Source organism: Nocardioides proteolyticus (assembly GCF_051280635.3).
In the GTDB taxonomy this organism is placed as follows: Bacteria; Actinomycetota; Actinomycetes; order Propionibacteriales; family Nocardioidaceae; genus Nocardioides.
Map to the genome: position 1 here is coordinate 52,291 of NZ_JBNBPO030000005.1, position 20,251 is coordinate 72,541.

Annotated in this window: 20 protein-coding genes; 1 reads left to right on the forward strand and 19 read right to left on the reverse strand. The window is 70.8% G+C overall.

Annotated features, from left to right (window positions below; genetic code table 11):
* Window positions 1-3 precede the first annotated feature (3 nt).
* The 5 genes from ACPOLA_RS04405 to ACPOLA_RS04425 are packed head-to-tail and all read right to left on the reverse strand — an operon-like array spanning window position 4 to window position 4,972.
* Window positions 4-984 carry an MCE family protein gene (locus ACPOLA_RS04405; protein WP_435769179.1) on the reverse strand — a complete coding sequence of 327 codons (981 nt, stop codon included), beginning with the start codon at window positions 982-984 and terminating at the stop codon, window positions 4-6.
* Window positions 981-2,090, reverse strand: a complete 1,110-nt coding sequence (locus tag ACPOLA_RS04410; RefSeq protein WP_435769180.1) for an MCE family protein — start codon at window positions 2,088-2,090, stop codon at window positions 981-983. Before ACPOLA_RS04410 ends, ACPOLA_RS04405 begins: the two co-directional genes overlap by 4 nt.
* Window positions 2,087-3,403, reverse strand: coding sequence for an MCE family protein (locus ACPOLA_RS04415; protein ID WP_435769181.1), 1,317 nt, complete (start codon window positions 3,401-3,403; stop codon window positions 2,087-2,089). Before ACPOLA_RS04415 ends, ACPOLA_RS04410 begins: the two co-directional genes overlap by 4 nt.
* 7 nt (window positions 3,404-3,410) lie before the next feature.
* A complete protein-coding gene (locus ACPOLA_RS04420; RefSeq protein ID WP_435769182.1) occupies window positions 3,411-4,250 on the reverse strand; it encodes an MlaE family ABC transporter permease in 840 nt (279 codons plus the stop codon).
* Window positions 4,250-4,972, reverse strand: a complete 723-nt coding sequence (locus ACPOLA_RS04425; RefSeq protein ID WP_435769277.1) for an MlaE family ABC transporter permease — start codon at window positions 4,970-4,972, stop codon at window positions 4,250-4,252. The genes ACPOLA_RS04420 and ACPOLA_RS04425 overlap by 1 nt, the downstream gene beginning before the upstream one ends.
* Before the next feature lie 224 nt (window positions 4,973-5,196).
* On the opposite strand from ACPOLA_RS04425, the gene ACPOLA_RS04430 reads away from it, so the two are divergent.
* Entirely contained in the window at window positions 5,197-5,883 is a 687-nt protein-coding gene (locus ACPOLA_RS04430) for a potassium channel family protein (protein ID WP_435769183.1), read from the forward strand.
* A 51-nt stretch (window positions 5,884-5,934) separates the two neighbouring features.
* On the opposite strand, the gene uvrB is transcribed toward ACPOLA_RS04430, so the two are convergent.
* From uvrB to ACPOLA_RS04500, 14 genes are read right to left on the reverse strand one after another with little or no spacing between them, the layout of a single operon-like run.
* Window positions 5,935-8,064 carry an excinuclease ABC subunit UvrB gene (gene uvrB / locus ACPOLA_RS04435; protein WP_435769184.1) on the reverse strand — a complete coding sequence of 710 codons (2,130 nt, stop codon included), beginning with the start codon at window positions 8,062-8,064 and terminating at the stop codon, window positions 5,935-5,937.
* A gap of 29 nt (window positions 8,065-8,093) precedes the next feature.
* Window positions 8,094-8,699, reverse strand: coding sequence for a carboxymuconolactone decarboxylase family protein (locus ACPOLA_RS04440; RefSeq protein WP_435769185.1), 606 nt, complete (start codon window positions 8,697-8,699; stop codon window positions 8,094-8,096).
* A gap of 17 nt (window positions 8,700-8,716) precedes the next feature.
* A complete protein-coding gene (locus ACPOLA_RS04445) occupies window positions 8,717-9,433 on the reverse strand; it encodes an SDR family NAD(P)-dependent oxidoreductase (protein WP_435769186.1) in 717 nt (238 codons plus the stop codon).
* 32 nt (window positions 9,434-9,465) lie between these two features.
* Window positions 9,466-10,356, reverse strand: coding sequence for an SDR family oxidoreductase (locus ACPOLA_RS04450; protein WP_435769187.1), 891 nt, complete (start codon window positions 10,354-10,356; stop codon window positions 9,466-9,468).
* Window positions 10,356-11,618 (reverse strand): phospholipase D-like domain-containing protein, encoded by a 1,263-nt coding sequence (locus ACPOLA_RS04455; protein ID WP_435769188.1) that lies wholly within the window; start codon window positions 11,616-11,618, stop codon window positions 10,356-10,358. Before ACPOLA_RS04455 ends, ACPOLA_RS04450 begins: the two co-directional genes overlap by 1 nt.
* 40 nt (window positions 11,619-11,658) lie before the next feature.
* Window positions 11,659-12,204 (reverse strand): hypothetical protein, encoded by a 546-nt coding sequence (locus tag ACPOLA_RS04460; protein ID WP_435769189.1) that lies wholly within the window; start codon window positions 12,202-12,204, stop codon window positions 11,659-11,661.
* The gene (locus ACPOLA_RS04465; RefSeq protein ID WP_435769190.1) at window positions 12,201-13,292 is read right to left on the reverse strand and encodes an MCE family protein; all 1,092 of its coding nucleotides are present in this window, start codon (window positions 13,290-13,292) and stop codon (window positions 12,201-12,203) included. The genes ACPOLA_RS04460 and ACPOLA_RS04465 overlap by 4 nt, the downstream gene beginning before the upstream one ends.
* On the reverse strand, window positions 13,289-14,407 hold the full coding sequence (locus tag ACPOLA_RS04470; protein ID WP_435769191.1) for an MCE family protein: 1,119 nt from the start codon (window positions 14,405-14,407) through the stop codon (window positions 13,289-13,291). The genes ACPOLA_RS04465 and ACPOLA_RS04470 overlap by 4 nt, the downstream gene beginning before the upstream one ends.
* Window positions 14,404-15,444 (reverse strand): MCE family protein, encoded by a 1,041-nt coding sequence (locus tag ACPOLA_RS04475; protein WP_435769192.1) that lies wholly within the window; start codon window positions 15,442-15,444, stop codon window positions 14,404-14,406. The genes ACPOLA_RS04470 and ACPOLA_RS04475 overlap by 4 nt, the downstream gene beginning before the upstream one ends.
* On the reverse strand, window positions 15,444-16,421 hold the full coding sequence (locus ACPOLA_RS04480; RefSeq protein ID WP_435769193.1) for an MCE family protein: 978 nt from the start codon (window positions 16,419-16,421) through the stop codon (window positions 15,444-15,446). The genes ACPOLA_RS04475 and ACPOLA_RS04480 overlap by 1 nt, the downstream gene beginning before the upstream one ends.
* Window positions 16,418-17,437 (reverse strand): MCE family protein, encoded by a 1,020-nt coding sequence (locus tag ACPOLA_RS04485; RefSeq protein ID WP_435769194.1) that lies wholly within the window; start codon window positions 17,435-17,437, stop codon window positions 16,418-16,420. Before ACPOLA_RS04485 ends, ACPOLA_RS04480 begins: the two co-directional genes overlap by 4 nt.
* The gene (locus tag ACPOLA_RS04490) at window positions 17,434-18,495 is read right to left on the reverse strand and encodes an MCE family protein (RefSeq protein WP_435769195.1); all 1,062 of its coding nucleotides are present in this window, start codon (window positions 18,493-18,495) and stop codon (window positions 17,434-17,436) included. The genes ACPOLA_RS04485 and ACPOLA_RS04490 overlap by 4 nt, the downstream gene beginning before the upstream one ends.
* Window positions 18,496-18,499: 4 nt before the next feature.
* Window positions 18,500-19,369, reverse strand: coding sequence for an MlaE family ABC transporter permease (locus tag ACPOLA_RS04495; protein WP_435769196.1), 870 nt, complete (start codon window positions 19,367-19,369; stop codon window positions 18,500-18,502).
* Window positions 19,369-20,193 carry an MlaE family ABC transporter permease gene (locus ACPOLA_RS04500; RefSeq protein WP_435769197.1) on the reverse strand — a complete coding sequence of 275 codons (825 nt, stop codon included), beginning with the start codon at window positions 20,191-20,193 and terminating at the stop codon, window positions 19,369-19,371. Before ACPOLA_RS04500 ends, ACPOLA_RS04495 begins: the two co-directional genes overlap by 1 nt.
* Window positions 20,194-20,251 lie beyond the last annotated feature (58 nt).

Below are 20,251 nucleotides of genomic sequence, written 5' to 3' on the forward strand. Positions count from 1 at the left end.
ACATCACTCCGGAAATCCGGGAACGAACTCGCCGGTCGGAAGGGCCAGCAGGTTGGACGCGTAGGCGTCGAACCAGGGACCGGTGCCGACGATGTTGCTGAGGATCGACACGTAGGGGCCGAGCGCGTCGAGCGTCTGCTTGAGCCTCTTCTCCTTGGACTGGAGGAAGGACAGCAGGCCGTCGACCTCGGCCAGCGCCGGGCCGATCTGGGCCTCGTTGTCCCGCACGAGCCCGCGCAGCTCCCTGGCGAGCGAACGCGCGTTGACCAGGAGGTCGTGCACCGCGCGCTTGCGCTTCGTGAGCTCCTTGAACACCAGGTCGCTGCTGCGCATCAGCTTGACGATGTCGTCGCTGCGCGCGGCCAGGACCTTGCTGACCTCCTGCGAGCTCTCGAAGAGGGTCTGGAGCTCCTCGTCGCGCGAGGCGACGCTGCGGGAGAGGCGGGCGATGCCGTCGAAGGACGCCCGGATCTCGGGGGCGGACACGTCGAGGGTGTCGGCGACGGTGTCGAGCGCCCGGGAGAGCTGCTCGGTGTCGATCTCCTCGGTCGTCGTGGCGAGGTCGCCGAAGACGCCGACGATGTCGTAGGCCGACTCGGTGCGCTCGAGCGGGATGGTGGCGCCGTCGGCGAGCTGCCCGCGACCGGCCGGCTGCAGGTCGAGGTACTTCTCGCCGAGGAGGTTGAAGACCTCGATCGAGGCGCTGCTGTCCGGCCCGAACTCGACGTCGCCGTCGACCTCGAACCGCACCTTCACCCGGTCGCCGTCCAGGGTCACGTCGGTGACCCGCCCGACCCGGATGCCACCGACCTGGACGATGTTGCCCTTGTGGATGCCGCTGGCGTCGCTGAACTCGGCGTAGTAGGTCGTGCCGCGGAACCCCGGGAACTTGCCGAGGTTGAAGGTCGCGGCGGAGACCACCGCCATCAGCACGATGGTGATCACCCCCAGTCGGAGGATGCGGGCGTCGTTGGTGCGGCTCACTTGTCCTGACACCTCGGCGCGGTCGACTGGAACGAGAAGTTCTCGATGTACTTGGTGATCTCCCGGATGATCGGCTGGTTGGCGATGAGCGGAAGCCGGATGCGGGCGGAGACGCCGCACACGTAGTACTGGTACCAGGAGCCGTAGGTCCCGGTGCGGGTCTGGTCGGTCATGGTCTCCGGCATCCGGTCCAGCAGCTCCGCCAGGTTGGCGCGGTTCTCCTTCTTGTTCAGCAGCCGGGCCAGGGAGCGCAGGGCGGCGATGTCCTCCTTGAGCAGCGGGCGGCCGCGACGGAGCAGGTCGGCGACGGTCACCGTGAGCTGGGAGATGTTGTCCAGGGACGAGCCGATGGTCTCCCGGTCGCGGGCCAGGTCCGTCATCCAGTCCTTGAGCTCCACCACCAGGGTGCTGAGCTGCTCGTGACGGTCGTCAACGGTCTTGAGGGTCTCGCTGAGGTTGGTGACCACCTCACCGATGAGCTTGTCCCGGTCGGCGAGCGTCGTGGTGAGGGACGCCGTGTGCGACAGCAGGCTCCGGACGGTGCCGCCCTCGCCCTGCAGCACCTGCACGATGTTCATGCTCAGCTCGTTGACCTGGTCGGGCGTCAGCGCGGCGAAGAGCGGCTTGAACCCGTTGAACAGCACGGTCAGGTCCAGCGCCGGCTTCGTGCGCTCGACGGGGATGGTCGCACCGTCCTCGAGCGGCTCCGCGTCGTCGGCCCCGGTGCCCTCCTGAAGGGCGAGGTAGCGGTCGCCGACCAGGTTGAGGAACCGCACCTCGGCGCGGGACGCGGTCGTCATCTTCACGCCTGCGTCCACCTTGAAGCTGATCAGCGCCATGGACCGCTTGTAGTGCTCGACCTCGGACACCTCGCCGACGCTGACGCCGGCGACCCGGACGTCGTCGCCCTCCTCCAGCATCGTCGCGTTGGTGAAGACCGCCTTGAACTCGTTGCGGTCGCCGAACCCGATGTTGCCCATGATGACGGCGAGCAGGCCGGTCACCAGCAGCGAGACGACGGTGAAGATCCCCAGCTTGATCGCCGCGGAGACGGTCGCTGCGTTGCGCCGGCGTCGCAGCTGGGCGACGGAGACGGGCTGGCTCATCCGGCCGCCCTCCCCTCGCGCACGACCGGGCCGTAGAGCAGGGAGCCCAGGGCGCCGTACGCCTCCGGCTCGCGACCGCTCTGGCCGGCGAGCAGCGCGTTGACCACCTTCTGCTCCGCGGCGGTGCCGGCATGGCCGCTGTCGATCGCGCTGATCGGGTCGAACAGCCCGAAGTTGGGCAGCGGCAACCTGCCTGGCTGCTCGTCCAGGGTGGACCCCTGGTCGAGCGGCCGGGGCTTCGCCGGGATCTCGAAGTCGGGCAGTCCCGCACACCAGGGCCCGTGTCCGACCTCGCCGTAGACGGGCAGGTCCCGCTCGTCGAACGCACGCCACTGGGGCTGGAAGAACTCGATGTACTGCTTCACCCAGTTGCCCTCGAAGGTCTTGGACAGGATCGGCTCGTAGTTGGCCGCGCCGCGGATCAGGCACGGGAACTCGGGCGAGTACTCCGCCAGCAGCGCGATGACCGGCGCCGTCACCTCGCCCATCCGGATCAGGTTCTGCTCGTTGTCGTTGAGCAGCCGGGTGCCGGTGCGGGCCAGCCCGGTGAGGTCGGAGAAGAAGACGTCGAGGTCCCTCGCCTTCTCGGTCACGGTCTTGCTCGTCACGGTGACGTTGTCGAGCGTGTCGAGCAGGTCGGGAGCGGCGATGTCGTAGGCATCGGCCACCTCGGCGAGCTCGATCAGGTCCTGCCGGAGGGTCGGCAGGTGCTCGTCGATGGCCCCGATGTACTGGCCGAGCTCGTCCATCGTCCGGCCGAGCTGGTCGCCACGCCCGGCGAGGGCGGTCTCGAGGGCGTTCAGGGTGGCGTTGAGGTCGGCGGGCCGCACGGCGCGCAGCAGCGGGAACAGGTCGGCGAGGATCCGGCTGAGCTCGACATTGGTCTCCACCCGGTCGGCCGGAATCACGTCGCCGTCCTCGAGGGCACGGTCGGAGGGCACGTCGGGCCGGACCAGGGCGACGAACTTCTGCCCGAACAGCGTGGTCGGCACGATGTGCACCCCGACGTTGGCGGGGATCTTCTCCGCCGCCTCCGGCTCCAGCGCCAGCGTGATCTCGGCCTGCTCGCCGTCCTGGTCGATCCGGTCGACCCGACCGACGAGGGCACCGTTGATCCGGACGTCACCGAACTTCGCCAGCTGGAGCCCGGCCCGCTCGGCCTTCACCGTCACCGTGGTGACGTTGTCGAAGGCCTTGTTGTAGATGGCGATCGACAGCCAGATCAGCAGGCCGATGACGGTGAGGAAGGCGACGCCGGCGACCAGCAGCCGGTTGTGCTCCCGGGCGCTGTCGTGGTGGATGTTCACCAGCATGGGCGGCTCACCCCGTGATCCGGACGGTGGTGGTGGATCCCCAGATCGCGAAGCTCAGGAAGAAGTCCGCGACCACGATCGTCACGATGCTGGTGCGGATCGCCCTGCCGACCGCACGTCCCACGCCCGCCGGACCGCCCGAGGCGGTGTAGCCGTAGTAGCAGTGGATCAGGATGACCGCGACGGCGAGGAACAGCAGCTTGAAGAACGACCAGACCATGTCGATCGGCGGGAGGAACTGCAGGAAGTAGTGGTCGTAGGTGCCCGCCGACTGACCGTAGATGTAGACGACGATCAGCCGCGGCGAGAGGTACGACGCGCACAGGGCCACGATGTAGAGCGGGATCACCGCGATGAACGCCGCGACCATCCGGGTCGTGACCAGGAACGGCAGCGACGGGATGCCCATCACCTCGAGCGCGTCGATCTCCTCGGAGATCCGCATCGCCCCCAGCCGGGCGGTGTAGCCGCACCCCACGGTCGCCGCGAGCGCGATCGCCGACACCAGCGGCGCGACCTCGCGGGTGTTGAAGTAGGCGGAGATGAAGGCGCTGAACTTCGCGACGCCGATCTGGCTCAGCGAGGCGTACCCCTGGATGCCGACCTCGGTGCCGGCGAAGAACGCCATGAAGGCGATCACGCCGACCGAGCCGGCGATCAGGCTCAGGCCGCCGGCGCCGAAGGCGACCTCGGCCAGGGTGTTGCTGATCTCGCGCGGGTAGCGCCGGATCGCGCGGGGCACCCACGCCAGCGCCTTGACGTAGAACAGCAGCTGGTCGCCGTACTGCTCCAGGGAGGCGCGGCGGGCCTTGACCGAGTCGCTGACCAGCTCCGACACGGCCGACATCACAGACCCACCGGCGGAGCGACCTGGAAGTAGATCGCGGTGATCACGGCGTTGAGGAAGAACAGCGCCATGAAGGCGACGATCACCGACTCGTTGACAGCGCGACCCACGCCGCTCGGCCCGCCGCCGGCGTTGAGCCCCTTGTAGGCGCCGATGATCGCGGCCAGCCAGCCGAAGATGATCGCCTTCAGCATCGCGATGTAGAGGTCCGGGAGGGACGCCAGGGCGGTGAACGACGAGAGGAAGGCGCCGGCGGAGCCGCCCTGCACGATCACCGTGAAGAAGTAGCCGCCGCCGATGCCGGCGCCGATCACGATGCCGTTGATCATCAGGGCCACGAACATGGTGGCCACCACGCGCGGCGCCACCAGGCGCTCGAGCGGGTCGATCCCCAGCACCTCCATCGCGTCGATCTCCTCGCGGATCTTGCGAGCACCGAGGTCGGAGCAGATCGCGGAGCCGGCGGCGCCGGCGATGATCATCGCCGCGGCCATCGGCGCGGCCTCGCGCACGGTGGCGAGCACGGCCGTCGCCCCGGCGAAGGACTGGGCTCCCAGCTGTCCGGTGAGGTTGCCGACCTGGAGGGAGATCACCGCGCCGAACGGGATCGAGACCAGGATGGTCGGCAGCAGCGTCACGCTGGTGACGAACCACGCCTGCTCCAGGAACTCCCGGACCTGGAAGGGACGGGTGAAGATGCGCTTGGTGACCTCGACCACCATGAGGGCGATCTCGCCGGGGCCGCGCACGACCGAGACGGCGTTGAACGCCACGACCCTCACCTCTCCCCATCCCTCGGTTGGCTCGGCAGTATTAGAACACGTTCTTGTTTTCTCGGCCACGAGGCAGCGCTGTGACGCACTCCACAGGCTCAACGCCGGTGCGCGGAGGCGGGTCACGGTGACGGCGGTCACGATCGGGACACGGAGTCCCTACTATCAGGGGCGTGCATCCCCGGGCCGAGCGACTCCCGCGCCCGGTGGAGGCCGCGGTCAGCCACCCCTCCGCGGTGCTGCTCCTCGCGCAGCTGGTGATGGTGCTCGCCTACCCCGCGCTCGACGGGTCGGTGGCCGGCAGGGCCGTGGTCGGCGTGGTGCAGATGTCGGTGGTGCTCACGGCCGTCTGGGCCGTGCGACGCACCCCCGTGCTGAGCTGGGTCGCCGTGCTGCTCGGCTTCCCGGCGATGCTCGCGACGGTCGCCGAGGCGTTCGCTCCCGAGTCCGGCGCGGTGGTGCTCGTGTCGGCCGTGCTGCACGCGCCGTTCTACTTCTTCGTCTCCTACGCCTTCATCCGCTACCTGTTCCACGACGAGAAGGTCACCCGGGACGAGCTGTTCGCGACGGGGGCAGCCTTCACCGTCGTCGCCTGGGGGTTCGCCTACGTCTACGCCGCCGTCCAGGTGGTCTGGCCCGGATCGTTCGTCGGGCACGACAGCCCTGACGCCACCGAGGCGCTGCAGTGGTTCGACCTGCTCTACCTGTCGTTCACCACGCTGACCAGCGTGGGACTGTCCGACGTCTACCCCGTGCAGGACCACGCCCGGTCCTTCGTCATGGTCGAGCAGGTCGCCGGCGTCTTCTACGTCGCGCTGGTCGTGGCCCGCCTGGTCGGCCTCATCGCCCGGCGCGGCTGAGAGGCCGCGACCCGGTCCGCGACCGGCCGAGCCCGTCGTCGGCAGCCCAGGTCACTTCGTGGCCTCCATCATCTGCCGGAGCTCCTTCTTCAGGTCGCCGATCTCGTCGCGGAGCCGGGCCGCCAGCTCGAACTGCAGCTCGGTGGCGGCGGCCTTCATCTGGTCGGTGAGGTCCTGGATCAGCTGGGCCAGGTCGGCGCTCGGCAGGCCGGCGAGCTCGCTCGCGTGCCCGCCGACGTCGCTCTTGCGCAGCTGTGGGGTCGGCGCCTTCTTGGCCTTCACTCCCCCGGCCCGGCCCTTGACGCCGGCGTCGGCCCAGGTCTGGAGCAGCTCCTGCGTGGTCTCGTCCTCGCGCGCGAGCATCTCGGTGATGTCGGCGATCTTCTTGCGCAGCGGCTGCGGGTCGATGCCGTGCGCCTCGTTGTAGGCGACCTGCTTGGCGCGGCGCCGGCTGGTCTCGTCGATGGCCGCCGCCATCGACGGCGTGACCTTGTCGGCGTACATGTGGACCTGGCCCGACACGTTGCGGGCGGCCCGGCCGATGGTCTGGATCAGCGACTTGTCCGACCGCAGGAAGCCCTCCTTGTCGGCGTCGAGGATCGCGACCAGCGAGACCTCCGGGAGGTCCAGGCCCTCGCGCAGGAGGTTGATGCCCACCAGCACGTCGTAGAGCCCGAGCCGCAGGTCGCGGAGCAGCTCGATCCGCTTGAGAGTGTCGACCTCGGAGTGGAGGTAGCGGGTGCGGATCCCGGCGTCGAGGAGGTAGTCGGTCAGGTCCTCGGACATCTTCTTCGTCAGCGTCGTGACGAGGACCCGCTCGTCCTTCTCGGTGCGGAGCCTGATCTCGTGAATGAGGTCGTCGATCTGGCCCTTGGTCGGCTTGACCACCACCTCGGGGTCGACCAGCCCGGTCGGGCGGATGATCTGCTCGACGACGTCGCCCCGCACCTTGTCGAGCTCGTAGTCGCCCGGCGTCGCCGAGAGGTAGATCGTCTGGCCGATCCGGTCGAGGAACTCCTCCCACCGCAGCGGCCGGTTGTCCATCGCGCTCGGCAGCCGGAAGCCGTGCTCCACCAGGTTGCGCTTGCGGGACATGTCGCCCTCGTACATCCCACCGATCTGCGGCACCGCGACGTGGGACTCGTCGATCACGAGGAGGAAGTCCTCGGGGAAGTAGTCGAGCAGGCAGTTGGGGGCCGAGCCGGGCATCCGGCCGTCGATGTGCATGGAGTAGTTCTCGATGCCCGAGCACGAGCCGACCTGGCGCATCATCTCGATGTCGTACGTCGTGCGCATCCGCAGCCGCTGCGCCTCGAGCATCTTGCCCTGGCGCTCGAACCGCTCCAGTTGGTCGGCCAGCTCGGCCTCGATGCCGGCGATCGCCCGCTCCATCCGGTCGGGCCCCGCGACGTAGTGGCTCGCGGGGAAGATGTAGAGCTCCTCGTCCTCGGTGAGGACCTCCCCGGTCACCGGGTGCAGGGTCATCAACCGCTCGATCTCGTCGCCGAAGAACTCCACCCGCACGGCCATCTCCTCGTAGACCGGGAAGACCTCGAGGGTGTCGCCGCGCACCCGGAACGTGCCGCGGGTGAAGCTCAGGTCGTTGCGGGTGTACTGGATGGCGACGAGCTGGCGGAGGATCGAGTCGCGGTCGTGCTCCTGCCCGACGCGCAGCCGGATCATCCGGTCGACGTACTCCTGGGGGGTGCCGAGACCGTAGATGCACGAGACCGTGGAGACCACGATCACGTCGCGCCGGGTCAGCAGGCTGTTGGTCGCCGAGTGCCGCAGCCGCTCGACCTCCTCGTTGATCGAGGAGTCCTTCTCGATGTAGGTGTCGGTCTGCGGGACGTAGGCCTCGGGCTGGTAGTAGTCGTAGTAGCTGACGAAGTACTCCACCGCGTTGTTGGGGAACAGCTGCCGGAGCTCGTTGGCGAACTGCGCCGCGAGGGTCTTGTTGGGCTGCATGACCAGGATCGGCCGCTGGACCTGCTCGGCCACCCACGCGACCGTGGCGGTCTTGCCCGTGCCGGTGGCTCCCAGGAGCACCACGTCGGACTCGCCCGCCGTGACCCGCTTCGTGATCTCCGCGATGGCGGCCGGCTGGTCGCCGGACGGGACGTAGTCCGACTCCACCTTGAACGGTGCGACGCGGCGCTCGAGATCGGTGACGGGACGCATGCGGCCAGCGTACGGCGGCGCGCCGACAGTCAGGATCCGCCCGGGCCGGACCTCCGGCGCCCCGACGTCCCGGGCCGCCGGCGCGGGAGATCCGGGCGCACGCGCAGCGTGCGGAGCGTGGTGGCGAGCATCGAGTAGTGGCCGACCAGCATCACGACCTCGATCCGCTCGGGATCGTCGAAGAGGCCGGCCAGCCGGCTCCAGGTGGCGTCGGAGAGGTCCTGGTCGGCGACCAGCTCGTCGGCGACCGAGACGAGCAGCTGCTCGCGGTCGGACAGGGTGGACCCGGCGACCGGTTCGACGCACTCCTCGACCAGCGCGATCTCGGAGGCGCTCAGCCCTGCCCGCCGGCCCAGCCGACGGTGCTGCGCGAGCTCGTAGGCCGAGCCCAGCCGGGCGGCGACCCGGATGATCACCAGCTCCGACTCGCGGCGCGACAACCGGCCGCCCGGCATCAGCCGGCCGGCGAAGTGCAGCCACCCCCAGAAGAGCCGGCGGTGCCGGCCGAGCGTGAGGAAGACGGCGGGCGGCTCGGTGCCGGAGACGCGGCCGGCGACCCGGGCGAGAGCCACCACCGGCGGGCCGACCTCGCGCCAGCCGCCCGGGGCGACGCGCGGTGCGCCGAGGTCGTCCACGGCCCGAGCCTAGACCCTCAGCTCATGCCGGCGTCGAAGGCGAAGACGGCACCGGTGACCATCCGGGCCTCCGGCGACGCGAGGTAGACGATCGCCGAGCCGAGCTCCGCCGGCGTGATCGGCGGGCCCGGCAGCATCCCGAACAGCCGCTCGGAGACGCGGCGGTCGAGGTCGGGAGGGAAGGACTCCGCGACGCCCGCGACCATGGGGGTGTCCACCGTGCCGGGACAGACGGCGTTGACCCGGATGCCCTCCGGCGATAGCTCCAGGGCGAGCGAGCGGGTGAGCATGGTCAGCCCGCCCTTCGCCGCCGCGTACGCCGCCGAGTAGGGCTGCGCCACGTTGCCGGCGACCGAGGACACGTTGACGATGCAGCCCGTGCAGGCTCGCAGGTACGGCAGCGCGGCCTGCATGGTCAGGAACGGGCCCTTGAGGTCCACCGCGTGGGTGCGGTCGAACTGCTCCTCGGAGATATTCTCGAACCGACCGAACTGCACGATGCCGGCCACGTTGGCGAGGACGTCGATCCGGCCGTGCTCCGCGCCGATCGCGCCGATCGAGGCGTCGACGGCGCCCTTGTCGGAGACGTCGCAGCCGACGTGCCGGACCCCCTCGGGCGACGAGCCCGCGACGTCGAGGCCGTAGACGATGTCGCCGAGGTCGCGGAACAGGGCTGCGGTGGCGTGGCCGATGCCGCTGCCGGCCCCGGTGATGACGACGACGCGCTGGGTCATGGCCGGACCCTAGCAGCGAGCTAGAACACGTTCTACAAACCGGGGCGGCGCGCCCGCTCGACGGCCGGCAGCGCCCGGTTGGCACCGAGGTTGAGCGCCCGCATCGCCAGCACGTAGCCGGGCGGGAACCAGCGCTGCGCCCAGTGCGCGACCCGGACGTCGGGCGAGGTGTAGACCCAGAACCGGTTGCGCCGCACTCCCCGCCAGATGGCCTCCGCCGCGCGCTCGGGACTGACCGCGCGCCTGCGGAAGTGCGCCCGCGCCCTCCGGAAGCGACGGCTCTGCTGGTCGACCCCCGCGATCCGGATCGTCTCCACCAGTCCGGTGTCCACGCCGCCCGGGCACACCAGGCTCACGCCGATCCGGTGCTTGCGCAGGTCGAACCGCAGCACCTCCGAGACCCCCCGCAGCCCGAACTTGCTCGCGCTGTAGGCGGCGTGCCAGGGCATGCCGATGATTCCCGCCGCGGAGGACACGTTCACCAGCTGGCCGCCGCGGCCGGCGTCGATCATCGGCGGCAGGAGCTCCTCGATCACGTGGATCGGTCCCATCAGGTTCACCTCCACCAGCCGGCGCCAGTCGTCGTGGGGCATCCCCCGGACCGTGCCCCACACCGCGATGCCGGCGACGTTCATCACCACGTCCATCGGGCCGGAGACCTCGGTCACCCGGCGGGCCAGGCGTCGTACGGCCTCGACGTCGGAGACGTCGGCCGCCTCGGCGACGGCCACCTGCCCACCGGCTGCACGGATCCGGTCGACCACGGCTGCCAGGCGGTCGGCGTCGACGTCGGTGAGGTGGAGCACGGCACCCTGGGCCGCGCCGCTCTCCGCGACGGCTCGCCCGATGCCGCTGGCGGCTCCGGTGACGAACACCCGGCGACCGCGGAGGTCGCGGACAGGAGGCCGCATCAGCAGCGGCATCAGAGCAGCGGCCTGAGCGGCGACAGGATCAGCTCGGTGAACCGCCGGTGCAGGTCGCGGGCCTCCCACTCGCCGCTGGTGAGCTCGAGGCAGTGCGACTGGTCGACCTCGAAGATCGCCTCCAGCTCCTTGGCGAAGGCCTCGTCGATGATCTCGACGTTGATCTCGAAGTTGCCCTGCAGGCTCAGCCGGTCGACGTTGGCGGTGCCGACGGTCGCCCAGTTGCCGTCGACCGTGGCGGTCTTCGCGTGCACCATCGCGTCGCGGTAGCGCAGGATCCGCACCCCGGCGCCGAGCAGCTGGCCGAAGTAGCCGCGGGAGATCCAGTCGGCGACGATGTGGTTGGACTTCAGCGGCAGCAGCAGGCGTACGTCGACGCCCCGCCGGGCGGCGTCCTTCATGGCGTCCACGAAGTCCTGGTCGGGCAGGAAGTAGGCCTGGGTCATCCAGATGTTGTGGGTGGCGCGGTTGATCGCCTCCAGGTACATCGACCGGATGGGGAACATCCACAGCCTCGGCACGTTGCGCTGCACCCGCACCCGCGGCTCCCACGTCGACGCGGTCTCCAGCAGCAGCGGCCGGTCCGAGCCGCGGATCCGCCGCCGCCGGTTGAGGTTCCAGAAGTCGGCGAACGCCCGCTTGAGGTCCCACACCGCGGGCCCGGTGATCCGCACGTGCGTGTCGCGCCACTCGCTCTCGTAGGCGGAACCGATGTTGTAGCCGCCGATGAAGCCGACGCTGTCGTCGACGACGAGGATCTTGCGGTGGTCGCGGCCGTAGCGCCGGAGGTCGAAGAAGCGCCAACCCGCGGAGTACACCGGGAACCGCAGCACCTTGACGTTGGGCGGGAAGTGCTTGAACGGCGGCGCCACCACGAGGTTGGCGAAGGCGTCGTAGATGCAGTAGACCTCGACCCCGCGGTCGGCCGCGGCGATCAGGGCACGCTTGAAGCGCTCCCCGGTGGCGTCGCCCTTCCAGATGTAGGTCTCGAAGAGGATCTGCCGCTGGGCGCCCTCGATAGCCGCCAGCATGTCGTCGTACAGGTCGCGACCGTAGGTGTAGGTCGTGACCTCGCCCTCGCCCACGGCGACCGTGCTCGGCGCCCGGGTGGGGAAGGGCTTCGGCTTCTTCCCGCGACGTCGGTAGGAGTCGACCAGCGACATCGCGATGGCGACGACGAACGGGACGCCGACGGCCGCGAGCACGACCCTGCGGAGCGCGGCCCTGAGCCGCGCGTGCCCGTCGCCGTCGTGCTGCCCCACGCGCGTCAATCTAGAGCATGCCCGTCCGGGCGAGGGCACGCTACGGGTTGAGCGCGTTGAGGAACCCGATCTCGTCGACGCGCCACTCCCCGTCGACGAGCTTCATGGTGAGGGTGATGCTGGACTGCTCGACGCTGACCTCGCCGCTCGGATCGGTCAGCGCCTGGTCGACGAAGGCCAGCACCTCGACCTGGGTCGGGTCGACGACCCGGGCGGCCGACTCCACCACCTGTCCCCTGGCGGTGGTGCGGTTGCGACGGATCGCCCTCTGGAGGTCCGCCACCACCGGCTCGTAGCGCTCCCGCACCTCGGGGTCGTGCAGCTCGTCGACCCAGTCGAAGTCGTGCTCGCCCCGCTTGTAGGAGTACGTCGTCACCTCGGCCACGAACGCCCTTGCCGCGGCGAGCGCGTCCTGCTCGGCCTCCTGCTCGGCGGAGAGCAGTCGCGCCCTCTCCCGCAGCTGCGCGATGTCCTCGGACTGCTCGCGGTTCTCCACCACGAGCCACGCCCCGACGCCGAGGCACGCGACCAGCACGGCGACGAGCGCCACGAGCAGGTTGCGTCCGGGCCGGTGGTCGCGGCTCATCGGACCGGTCCCGGAGCGTGCGCGGCGCCACGCTGCAGGGTCGCGAACGACGCAGAGCAGCGACCGTCCTTCTGCAGCGGGCGACGGTCGGTCGAGCGCGGATCGAGCCGGCTGGTGCGGTAGTCGCACCGTGGATCCTTGTCAGGGATGATCGAGATGCGCAGCTCACCGCCGCGCACCTTCTCCAGCAGTGAGCGCAGGCCCGGCGAGTACCGCTGCAGCAGAGCCCTCAGGTGGGGTTCGTACGAGGCGAACACGTCGGTGAAGCTGACCCCTCGCGCCAGGAAGCCGGGCAGCACCTCATCGGCGTCGCGCACCAACCGCACCAGTTCCTTCAGCTGGCCGGGTCCGCGCGCCAGCACGTCGCGGAGCTCGGGGTCGTAGTCGCGCAGGAAGCGAGCGAACTGCTTCGACGACCGCGCAAGGACCCGCAGGGAGTCGGCGTTGTCGGTGGCGATGGAGAGCACCGGGCCGGTGTTGTCGATCAGGCGCTCGGTCTCGGGCCACACCTCGTCGAGCGACTCCAGCAGCGCCGAGGCCTGGTCGAGGATGAGGCCGAGGTCCTCGCCCGTGCCGCTCAGGCCCGCGCTCAGCTCCTGGAGGACCAGGCGGAGCTTCCGGTCGTCGACCTGGCTCAGCACCTCGTTGACCGCGACCACGGTGGAGCTCAGGGTCTTCGGCAGGTCGGTCGACTCCGCCGGCACGACGTCGCCGTCCTGCAGGTAGGGGCCGCCAGCCTCCCTCGGCTGGAAGTCCAGGTACTGCTCGCCGACCGGCGAGAGGCTCCGCACCCGGGCCAGCGAGTCCCTCGGGACTGCGGCGTCGGCCGTCAGCGCCACCTCCGCGACGACGCCGTCGTCGGCCGGACGGACGGACTCGACCTTGCCGACCTTGACACCGCGATAGGTCACCGCGGACCCCTCGAACAGCCCACCGGTCTGTGCCAGCTCCACCGTGACGGTCTCCGGGCTGGACGTCAGCGGGCGGTCGAGCACCTCGGCGAACAGGTACCCGACGCTCACCACCAGCACGACCAGGATGCCCAGGACGCTGAGGTGGAGGCGGTCGGCCAGGAGTCGCCTGATCATCCTCGTCCCTTCCTCTCGAGCAGACCGCCGACGAGCCCGTTGAGCCCGGCCGGGTCCGCGGGTGCCGGCGCGCGGCGCGCCCGCCCCGGCAGCGGCAGGTCGAGACCCACGAGGTCGAGCAGGGCCGCGAGCGTGCCTTCGAGCGCGCCACCGGCGTCCACCCCGTCGAGGTGCAGCTGCAGGCTGATGTTGAGGTAGTCGGTGGCGACGACCTCGTCCGCCGACGCCGCCGCCCGGATCACCGCGCGCAGCGACCGGTCGAACGTGCCGTTGTTGCGGGCGAGCTCCGCCAGCACCGGCTCCACCTCCCGCAGGAGGGTGAGCAGCTGGCTCCGGGTGGCCTCGACCGTGCCGTTCGCGACAGCCGTGAACCTCTCGACCTCGGCCAGGAGCCGTGTGAAGTCGGGCGTCTGCCTCCGCAGCACCCGGGCCGCGGGGCGGATCTCCCGGACGGCCCGGTTGATCGTGCGCTCCCGCGAGGAGAGCGTGCGGGAGAGGGACGACAGCGAGTCCAGCACCTGGTCGATGGTGCGTGTGGTCTCGTTGGCGCGGGTGAGGAAGACGGTCGCCCGGTCCAGGAGCGTCCGGTAGTCGCCCTCCTTGCCGCTCAGCGCGCGGTTCAGCTCCTCCGTCACGGTCTGGAGCTGGTCGAGCCCACCGCCGTTGACCAGGAGCGAGGCCTGCGCGAGCGCGTCCTCCACCGACGGCGCCGTGTCGGTGTCCGCGCGGTCGAGGACCGCACCGTCCGGGAGGAGCGCCCCGGACACGGGGTTGGTCACGTCGACGAACAGCTCGCCCAGCGGGGTGGTGTAGCGCAGTCGGGCCCGGGCGCCCTGGCGCAGCCGGGCGTCGTCCTGGAGCGTCATCGTCACCTCGGCGACGAAGCCGTCCACGGCGATGGACTCCACCTTGCCCAAGGAGACGCCGTTGACCTTGACCGGAGCGCCCCTGGTGAGGTTGAGGGCCTCGTCGAACCGCGCCCGCACCTGGACCGTGTCGCCGGGGACTCCCGTGCCCGGCACCGGGACGTCGCCCATCGTCGTGGTGCACCCCGCTAGGGTCACCAGGGCCAGCCCGACCACGACGGCGACGAGCGCCCTCGTCCGCGCGCTCACCGGCCGGTCCCCGGCTGGGTGCCGTTGATGATCTCGCAGAGGTCACCGGGCAGCGAGGCGCACAGCTGCTGGAGGACGCCGCCGAGCGGGTCGAGGATCAGCGGGTCGATGCGCACGGGGAGCCGGTCCCCGGGGATCAGGCGCAGGTTCTCCAGGGCGGCCGGCATCACCCGCAGGATCTCGGCCAGGCGGTCCTGCTTCTCCAGCAAGGTGCCCATCAGCTCCGTCGAGCCCTCCACGGTGTCCACGATCTCCGCACGGTGCGCCACGGCGAACTCGGCGACCGCCGTCACCGCCCGGTCGAGCGACCGGAGGGCGCGCCGGAAGCTGTGGCGCTCGTCCGCCAGCAGCCGGGCCGCTCTCGAGACCTGCCGGATGAACCTCCGGGCGGTGGCCTCGTTGGTCGCGATGGAGGCGAGCAGCGTGTCGAGGGACCGGAGCGTCGCCGCGATGTCGCCCCGCTGGGCGGCGAGCCCGTCGACGCCGTCGGCCAGGGAGTGGATCGCCTGGTTGAGCAGCGGCCCCCGGCCGCGCAGCGCGCGGGCGCCGGCGTCGATGAACCGATCGATCGCTCTGGTCGTGCGCCGGCTGCCGGCGATGCCCGTCGCGAACCGGTTGAGCGACTCCAGCACCTGGTCGAAGTCCACCGGCGTCCGGGTGCGGTCGACGTCGATCGTGGCGCCGTCCCGCATCCGCTTCCCGCCCCGGTAGACCGGGGTCAGCTCGACGTAGCGGTCGGTGGCGACGGAGCGGGCCACCACCACGGCCCCCGCGTCGGCCGGCACCGGCTGCTCGGCGTCCACCTCGAGCGTGACCAGCACCTTGTCGCCGGCCGGCTCGATCGCGACGACCTCCCCGACCGGCACCCCAAGGATCCCGACGTCGTTGCCGACGAACAGCCCGGCCGCGTCGGTGAAGTAGGCCTTCACCTCGATCGTGTCGGATCCGCCTCCGGCCCCGCAGCCGCCGGCCGCCAGGGCGACCGCGACGGCCAGCAGCGCCGCGACCGACCGGAGCAGGGGCAGCTCGGTGCGCATCAGCAGGCACCCCGCTGTCGGCAGGTGGCGTCGTCGGCCGGGATCGCCGGCGGGTCGACGTACAGCGGGAGGAACGGACCGCTTCCGGTCGCGTTCGTGACGTAGCGGACGGCCGGTGCCATCACCTCCAGCAGGCGCGTCAGCTGCTCGTCCTGTCGGTTGAGCGTGCGCAGGACGGCGTCGAGGTCGGCGAGTGCGGGCTCGAGCCTGCCGTCGGTGGACTCCACGACGGCGGTCAGCGCCTCCGAGAGCTCCGTCGTCTCGACGAGCAGCCGGTGGATCGCCTCCCTGCGAGCGGTGATCTCGCTGATCACGAGGTTCGACTGCCTCATCAGGCCGACGATGTCGGCGCTCCCGGCAGCGAGCTGGTCGGTGACCTCGCGCGTCGAGCGGAGCAGGTCGCCGACCTGTCCGGAGCGCCGCGCGACCACCTCCGAGAGGCGGGCCACCCCCTCGAGCGCGGGACCGATCTCCTCCTGGCTCGCGCCGAGGGTGCCCGCCACGGCGGTCAACGCCTCGGCGAGGAGCTCCGGGTCGAGCTCGTCCAGCGCCTCGGACCCCTGCTCCAGCACGTCCTGGAGGTTGTAGGGGACGGCCGTCCGCTCGAGCGGGATCCGGTCGTCGGCCAGCTCGCCGGAGCCCTCGGGGTCGATCTCGAGGTAGTGGCTGCCGAGGAGGGTCGCGACCTTGACCGTCGCCCGCGAGCGCTCGCCCAGGTCGATGTCGGCGTCGAGCGCGAAGGTGACCACCACGTGGTCGTCCTCCAGGGCGATCGCGGTCACCTCGCCGGAGGGCACGCCGTGCACCTGCACGTCCTCGCCGGCGCGCAGGCCGGCGGTGTGCTCCAGCACGGCGGTGTACTCCCTGGTCCCGAAGTTGGTGAGGCTCAGGTGGACGACCAGTGCGGTGACGGCTCCGAGGACCGCGAGGGTGACCAGGCCGACCCGGAACGGGTCCCGCTCGCTCAGCGGCTTCATCGGCACACCGCCGACCACGGTCCGTCGTGGCTGCCCGACAGCGGGATGCCGTCGCCGGCCGGTCCGAGGGTGAGTGCCATCGAGCAGACGTACACGTTCATGGCGTTCTCGTAGGACATCGCCCGGCCCAGCGACTCGAACACGGTGGTGAAGGCCGGGACGACCGTGGCCAGTTGCTCGCGCGAGCGCTCGAGCAGGTCCGCGACCGAGGCCAGGCGGTCGGTGGTCCGGGTGACGGGCCGGCGCACCTCCTGCAGGAGGGAGCTGGTCGCACCCACCAGACGGCTGACGCCGTCGATCGAGGCTCCGATCGACTTCCGGTCCCGCGCCAGGCCCGTCATCAGCCGACGCAGCTCCCGCACCGTGGCGGCCAGCTCGTCGTCCTGGCCGGCGAGGTTGTCGAGCACCGGCTTGAGGTTGGTCATCACCTCGCCGAACACCTCGTCGCGGTCGGCGAGGAAGCTGGTCAGCTCGGCGGTCTGGGCGAGAAGCTGCTCGACCGTGCCGCCCTCACCCTGGAGCACCTTGACCAGCGAGGCGGCGAGGGTGTTGACGTCGCCCGGCTGCAGCACGCGGAACAGCGGCCGGAAGCCGTTCAGCAGCGCGGTGAGGTCGAACCCCGGGTCGGTGCGCGTGACCGGGATGGTGGCGCCCTCCGTGACCGGCTCGCCCCACTCCCCGACCTGCACCAGCGCCAGGTAGCGCTGGCCGAGCAGGTTCTGGTAGCGCATCACGACCCGTGTGGTGTCGAGCAGCGGCTGCTCGTCGACGAGCTCCAGCCCGACCAGCGCACCCTCGGCGGTGACCTCGATGCTCTCCACACGGCCGACCCGTACGCCGGCCGCCTTCACGTCGTCGCCGACCCGCAGCCCGCTCACGTCGGTGAACTCCGCGGCGTACTCCTTGGCGGGCCCGTCCACGCCGTTGGTCATCGTGTTGACCAGCAGCGCGAGGAGCAGGAGGCTCGCGACCGCGAACGCCGCGAACTTGGCGGCGGTCACCCGCAGCCCGGTCATCGCTGGGCTCCCGCGAGCAGTCCGAGTCCGGCGCGGTGCTCGCCGACGGTGCGGTAGCGCGGGCGCTGACCCGGCCCGTAGTAGGGCGGTGGCGAGAGCTTGAGCACGCCGTCGGTCCGCACGAACCCCTCCCTGACCGTGGTCGGCAGGATCCGGCCGAGCGCGAGGTTGATCGCGATGGCGTCGGTGATCCCGGCCTTCCGGTTGTCGTGGACCGCGTCGACGAGCAGCGCGGCGTTGTCGAGGAACCGCACCAGGTCGCGCTGGTTCCTGCGGAGGAACCCGCCCGACGTCCGCGCGAGGTCCGTGCCGCCGCTGACCAGGGCGGTGAGGGCGGCCTGCTGGGTGACGATCGTGCTCATGGTGACCAGCACGTCGTCGGTGGCGTCCAGCAGGTCCGGCGCGATCTCGTCGACGAGCCGGAGGGTGGTGGCCAGCGCGTCCACGTCACGGCGCACCTGGGGCAGGCGGGGGTTGAGCCGGCCGAGGTAGGAGCTCAGGGTCCGCACCGTGCGGCCCACCCGGTCGCCACGGCCGTCGAGCGCCTCGACGGCCGAGCCGATGGCCGCGGCGAGCTCGGCGGGACCCAACGCCTTCACGAGCCGGTCGATGTCGTCGAGCGCCTGCTGCAGCTCCAGCGTCTCCTGGGTCGCGTCGGCCTCGATGGTCGCTCCTGGCTCGAGCGAGCCGACGGGTGGGTCGTGCGCGACCAGGTCGACGAACGTCGTCCCGAACACGGTGGCCGGCAGGATCCTGGCGACCACGTTGGCGGGCACCTCGTCGAGGTCCGCCTCCGACATCTCGAGGTCGAGCGCGACGGCGGCCCCCGACTCGGCCTGCCGGATCCCCGCCACGCGTCCGACGATGGCGCCGTTCAGCTTCACGTCGGAGCCGACCCGCAACGCGCCACCGGCATCGGCCACCTCGGCGACGACGTGCGGCCGGGAGCCGAAGGTGCCGTTGCCGCGCAGCGACACGAAGGCGCCGACCACGGCGAGGGCGACGAGCACGAGCAGGCCCCGGCGGGCCAGCTGCTTGCGGGTGACGTCTCGTGCCATCAGCTCACCCGTGGATCCGGAAGCCGGGGTCGCCGCCCCAGAAGAGGAGGGTCAGGATCATGTCGAGGACGATCACGGCGACGATGCTGGCCCGGATGCCCGTGCCCGTGGCCTCCCCGACGGCCTGGGGGCCGCCGCTCACCTTCATGCCGTACCAGCAGTGGATCAGGGCGACGACGAGCGCGAACAGGAGGATCTTCACCACCGAGAGGAGGATGTCCCGCCCCTGGATGAAGGTGGAGAAGTAGTGGTCGTACTGGCCGGGAGACTGGCCGAACAGGACCACGACCGAGGCCTGTGACGCGACGTAGCTCCCGATCAGGCCGACCAGGTACAGCGGGAGGATCGCCAGCATGCAGGCGACCACGCGGGTGGCGACGACATAGCGCATCGGGTTCACCGCCATCACCTCGATCGCGTCGATCTCCTCGTGGATCCTCATCGAGCCGATCTGGGCGGTGAACCGGCAGCCGACCTGCGCCGCCAGGGCGAGCGCGGCGATGAGGGGAGCGAGCTCGCGCGTGTTGGCGCTGGCGGAGATGAAGCCCGTGAGCGGCGCGAGGCCGACGATCTCCAGGCCGTTGAAGCCCTCGATCCCCAACGAGGTGCCGGCGGCCACCGAGAGCAGCACCATCACGCCGACGGTGCCGCCACCGACCAGGATGGCGCCGCTGCCCCAGGCGATGTCCTTGAGCTGGCGGAGCATCTCCCTCGGGTAGAGCGCCATCGCCGCCGGGACGTTGCGGAAGACGTCCCAGCAGAACGTCGCGAAGGAGCCCAGGACCGCCAGTGCGTCCATGACGGCGTCCGCGGCGCCGACGACCGCGTCGGAGAGCCGGGCGCCGATGCCGCGGCCGAGCCGGACCTCCGACATCACGCGCTCCCCGGGAAGAGCATCACGTAGGCCTGGGTGAGGCCGACGTTGATGACGGCGAGCAGGATCACGCTCAGCACCACTGCCTGGTTGACCGCGTCGGCGACCGCCTTCGGTCCACCCCGCGCGCTGAGACCCTTGTGTGCGGCGACGACGGTGGCGACGAAGCCGAAGATGAACGCCTTCACCTCCGCCACCGCCAGGTCGGCCGGCTGGCACAGCCCGACGAAGGACTCGATGTAGGCGCCCGAGGAGATCGTGCCGGCGCCGACGTTGAGCACGAACGCCGTCGTCATCGCCGCCATCGCGACGATCACCGTCAGCAGCAGCGCCACGACGAGCGCGGCGAGGATGCGCGGAGCGACCAGCCGCTGGACCGGCGAGATGCCCATCACCTTGAGCGCGTCGATCTCCTCACGCACCGTGCGGGCGCCGAGGTCGGCGCAGATCGCCGAGCCGACCGCGCCGGCGATCATCAACGACGTCACCAGCGGTGCTCCCTGGCGCAGCACGCCGATGCCGTTGACCGCCCCGATGAAGGAGCTGGCCCCGATCTGGTTGGCCACCCCGCCGATCTGCACCGAGATGATCACCCCGAACGGGATCGCGACGAGGATGGTCGGCAGCAGCGAGACCCGGGTCATGAACCAGCACTGGAGCAGGAACTCCGACCACGAGAAGCGTCGGGCGAGGATGTCGGAGACGCCCCACTGGACCGACTCGACCGCCAGCGTGACGAGCTGGCCGGTGGTCACCACACCGGCCCGCAGCCGTCGTCCGAGGCCGTTGCCGACGGTGCGGGAGCCTGCCGCGACGACGCTCACATCACACCCCTGTCCGTCGGCGGCGCCGTTGCCGTGGCGCGGCGCGCGACTGCCTGTT

What these genes read in the sequence shown, in the direction of transcription:
- ACPOLA_RS04410 (WP_435769180.1), bottom strand. Translation starts at nt 2,090, where the DNA reads ATGAGCCAGCCCGTCTCCGTCGCCCAGCTGCGACGCCGGCGCAACGCA.
- ACPOLA_RS04415 (WP_435769181.1), bottom strand. Translation starts at nt 3,403, where the DNA reads ATGCTGGTGAACATCCACCACGACAGCGCCCGGGAGCACAACCGGCTG.
- ACPOLA_RS04420 (WP_435769182.1), bottom strand. Translation starts at nt 4,250, where the DNA reads ATGTCGGCCGTGTCGGAGCTGGTCAGCGACTCGGTCAAGGCCCGCCGC.
- ACPOLA_RS04425 (WP_435769277.1), bottom strand. Translation starts at nt 4,972, where the DNA reads ATGGTGGTCGAGGTCACCAAGCGCATCTTCACCCGTCCCTTCCAGGTC.
- uvrB (WP_435769184.1), bottom strand. Translation starts at nt 8,064, where the DNA reads ATGCGTCCCGTCACCGATCTCGAGCGCCGCGTCGCACCGTTCAAGGTG.
- ACPOLA_RS04445 (WP_435769186.1), bottom strand. Translation starts at nt 9,433, where the DNA reads ATGACCCAGCGCGTCGTCGTCATCACCGGGGCCGGCAGCGGCATCGGC.
- ACPOLA_RS04450 (WP_435769187.1), bottom strand. Translation starts at nt 10,356, where the DNA reads ATGCCGCTGCTGATGCGGCCTCCTGTCCGCGACCTCCGCGGTCGCCGG.
- ACPOLA_RS04460 (WP_435769189.1), bottom strand. Translation starts at nt 12,204, where the DNA reads ATGAGCCGCGACCACCGGCCCGGACGCAACCTGCTCGTGGCGCTCGTC.
- ACPOLA_RS04465 (WP_435769190.1), bottom strand. Translation starts at nt 13,292, where the DNA reads ATGATCAGGCGACTCCTGGCCGACCGCCTCCACCTCAGCGTCCTGGGC.
- ACPOLA_RS04475 (WP_435769192.1), bottom strand. Translation starts at nt 15,444, where the DNA reads ATGCGCACCGAGCTGCCCCTGCTCCGGTCGGTCGCGGCGCTGCTGGCC.
- ACPOLA_RS04480 (WP_435769193.1), bottom strand. Translation starts at nt 16,421, where the DNA reads ATGAAGCCGCTGAGCGAGCGGGACCCGTTCCGGGTCGGCCTGGTCACC.
- ACPOLA_RS04485 (WP_435769194.1), bottom strand. Translation starts at nt 17,437, where the DNA reads ATGACCGGGCTGCGGGTGACCGCCGCCAAGTTCGCGGCGTTCGCGGTC.
- ACPOLA_RS04490 (WP_435769195.1), bottom strand. Translation starts at nt 18,495, where the DNA reads ATGGCACGAGACGTCACCCGCAAGCAGCTGGCCCGCCGGGGCCTGCTC.
- ACPOLA_RS04495 (WP_435769196.1), bottom strand. Translation starts at nt 19,369, where the DNA reads ATGTCGGAGGTCCGGCTCGGCCGCGGCATCGGCGCCCGGCTCTCCGAC.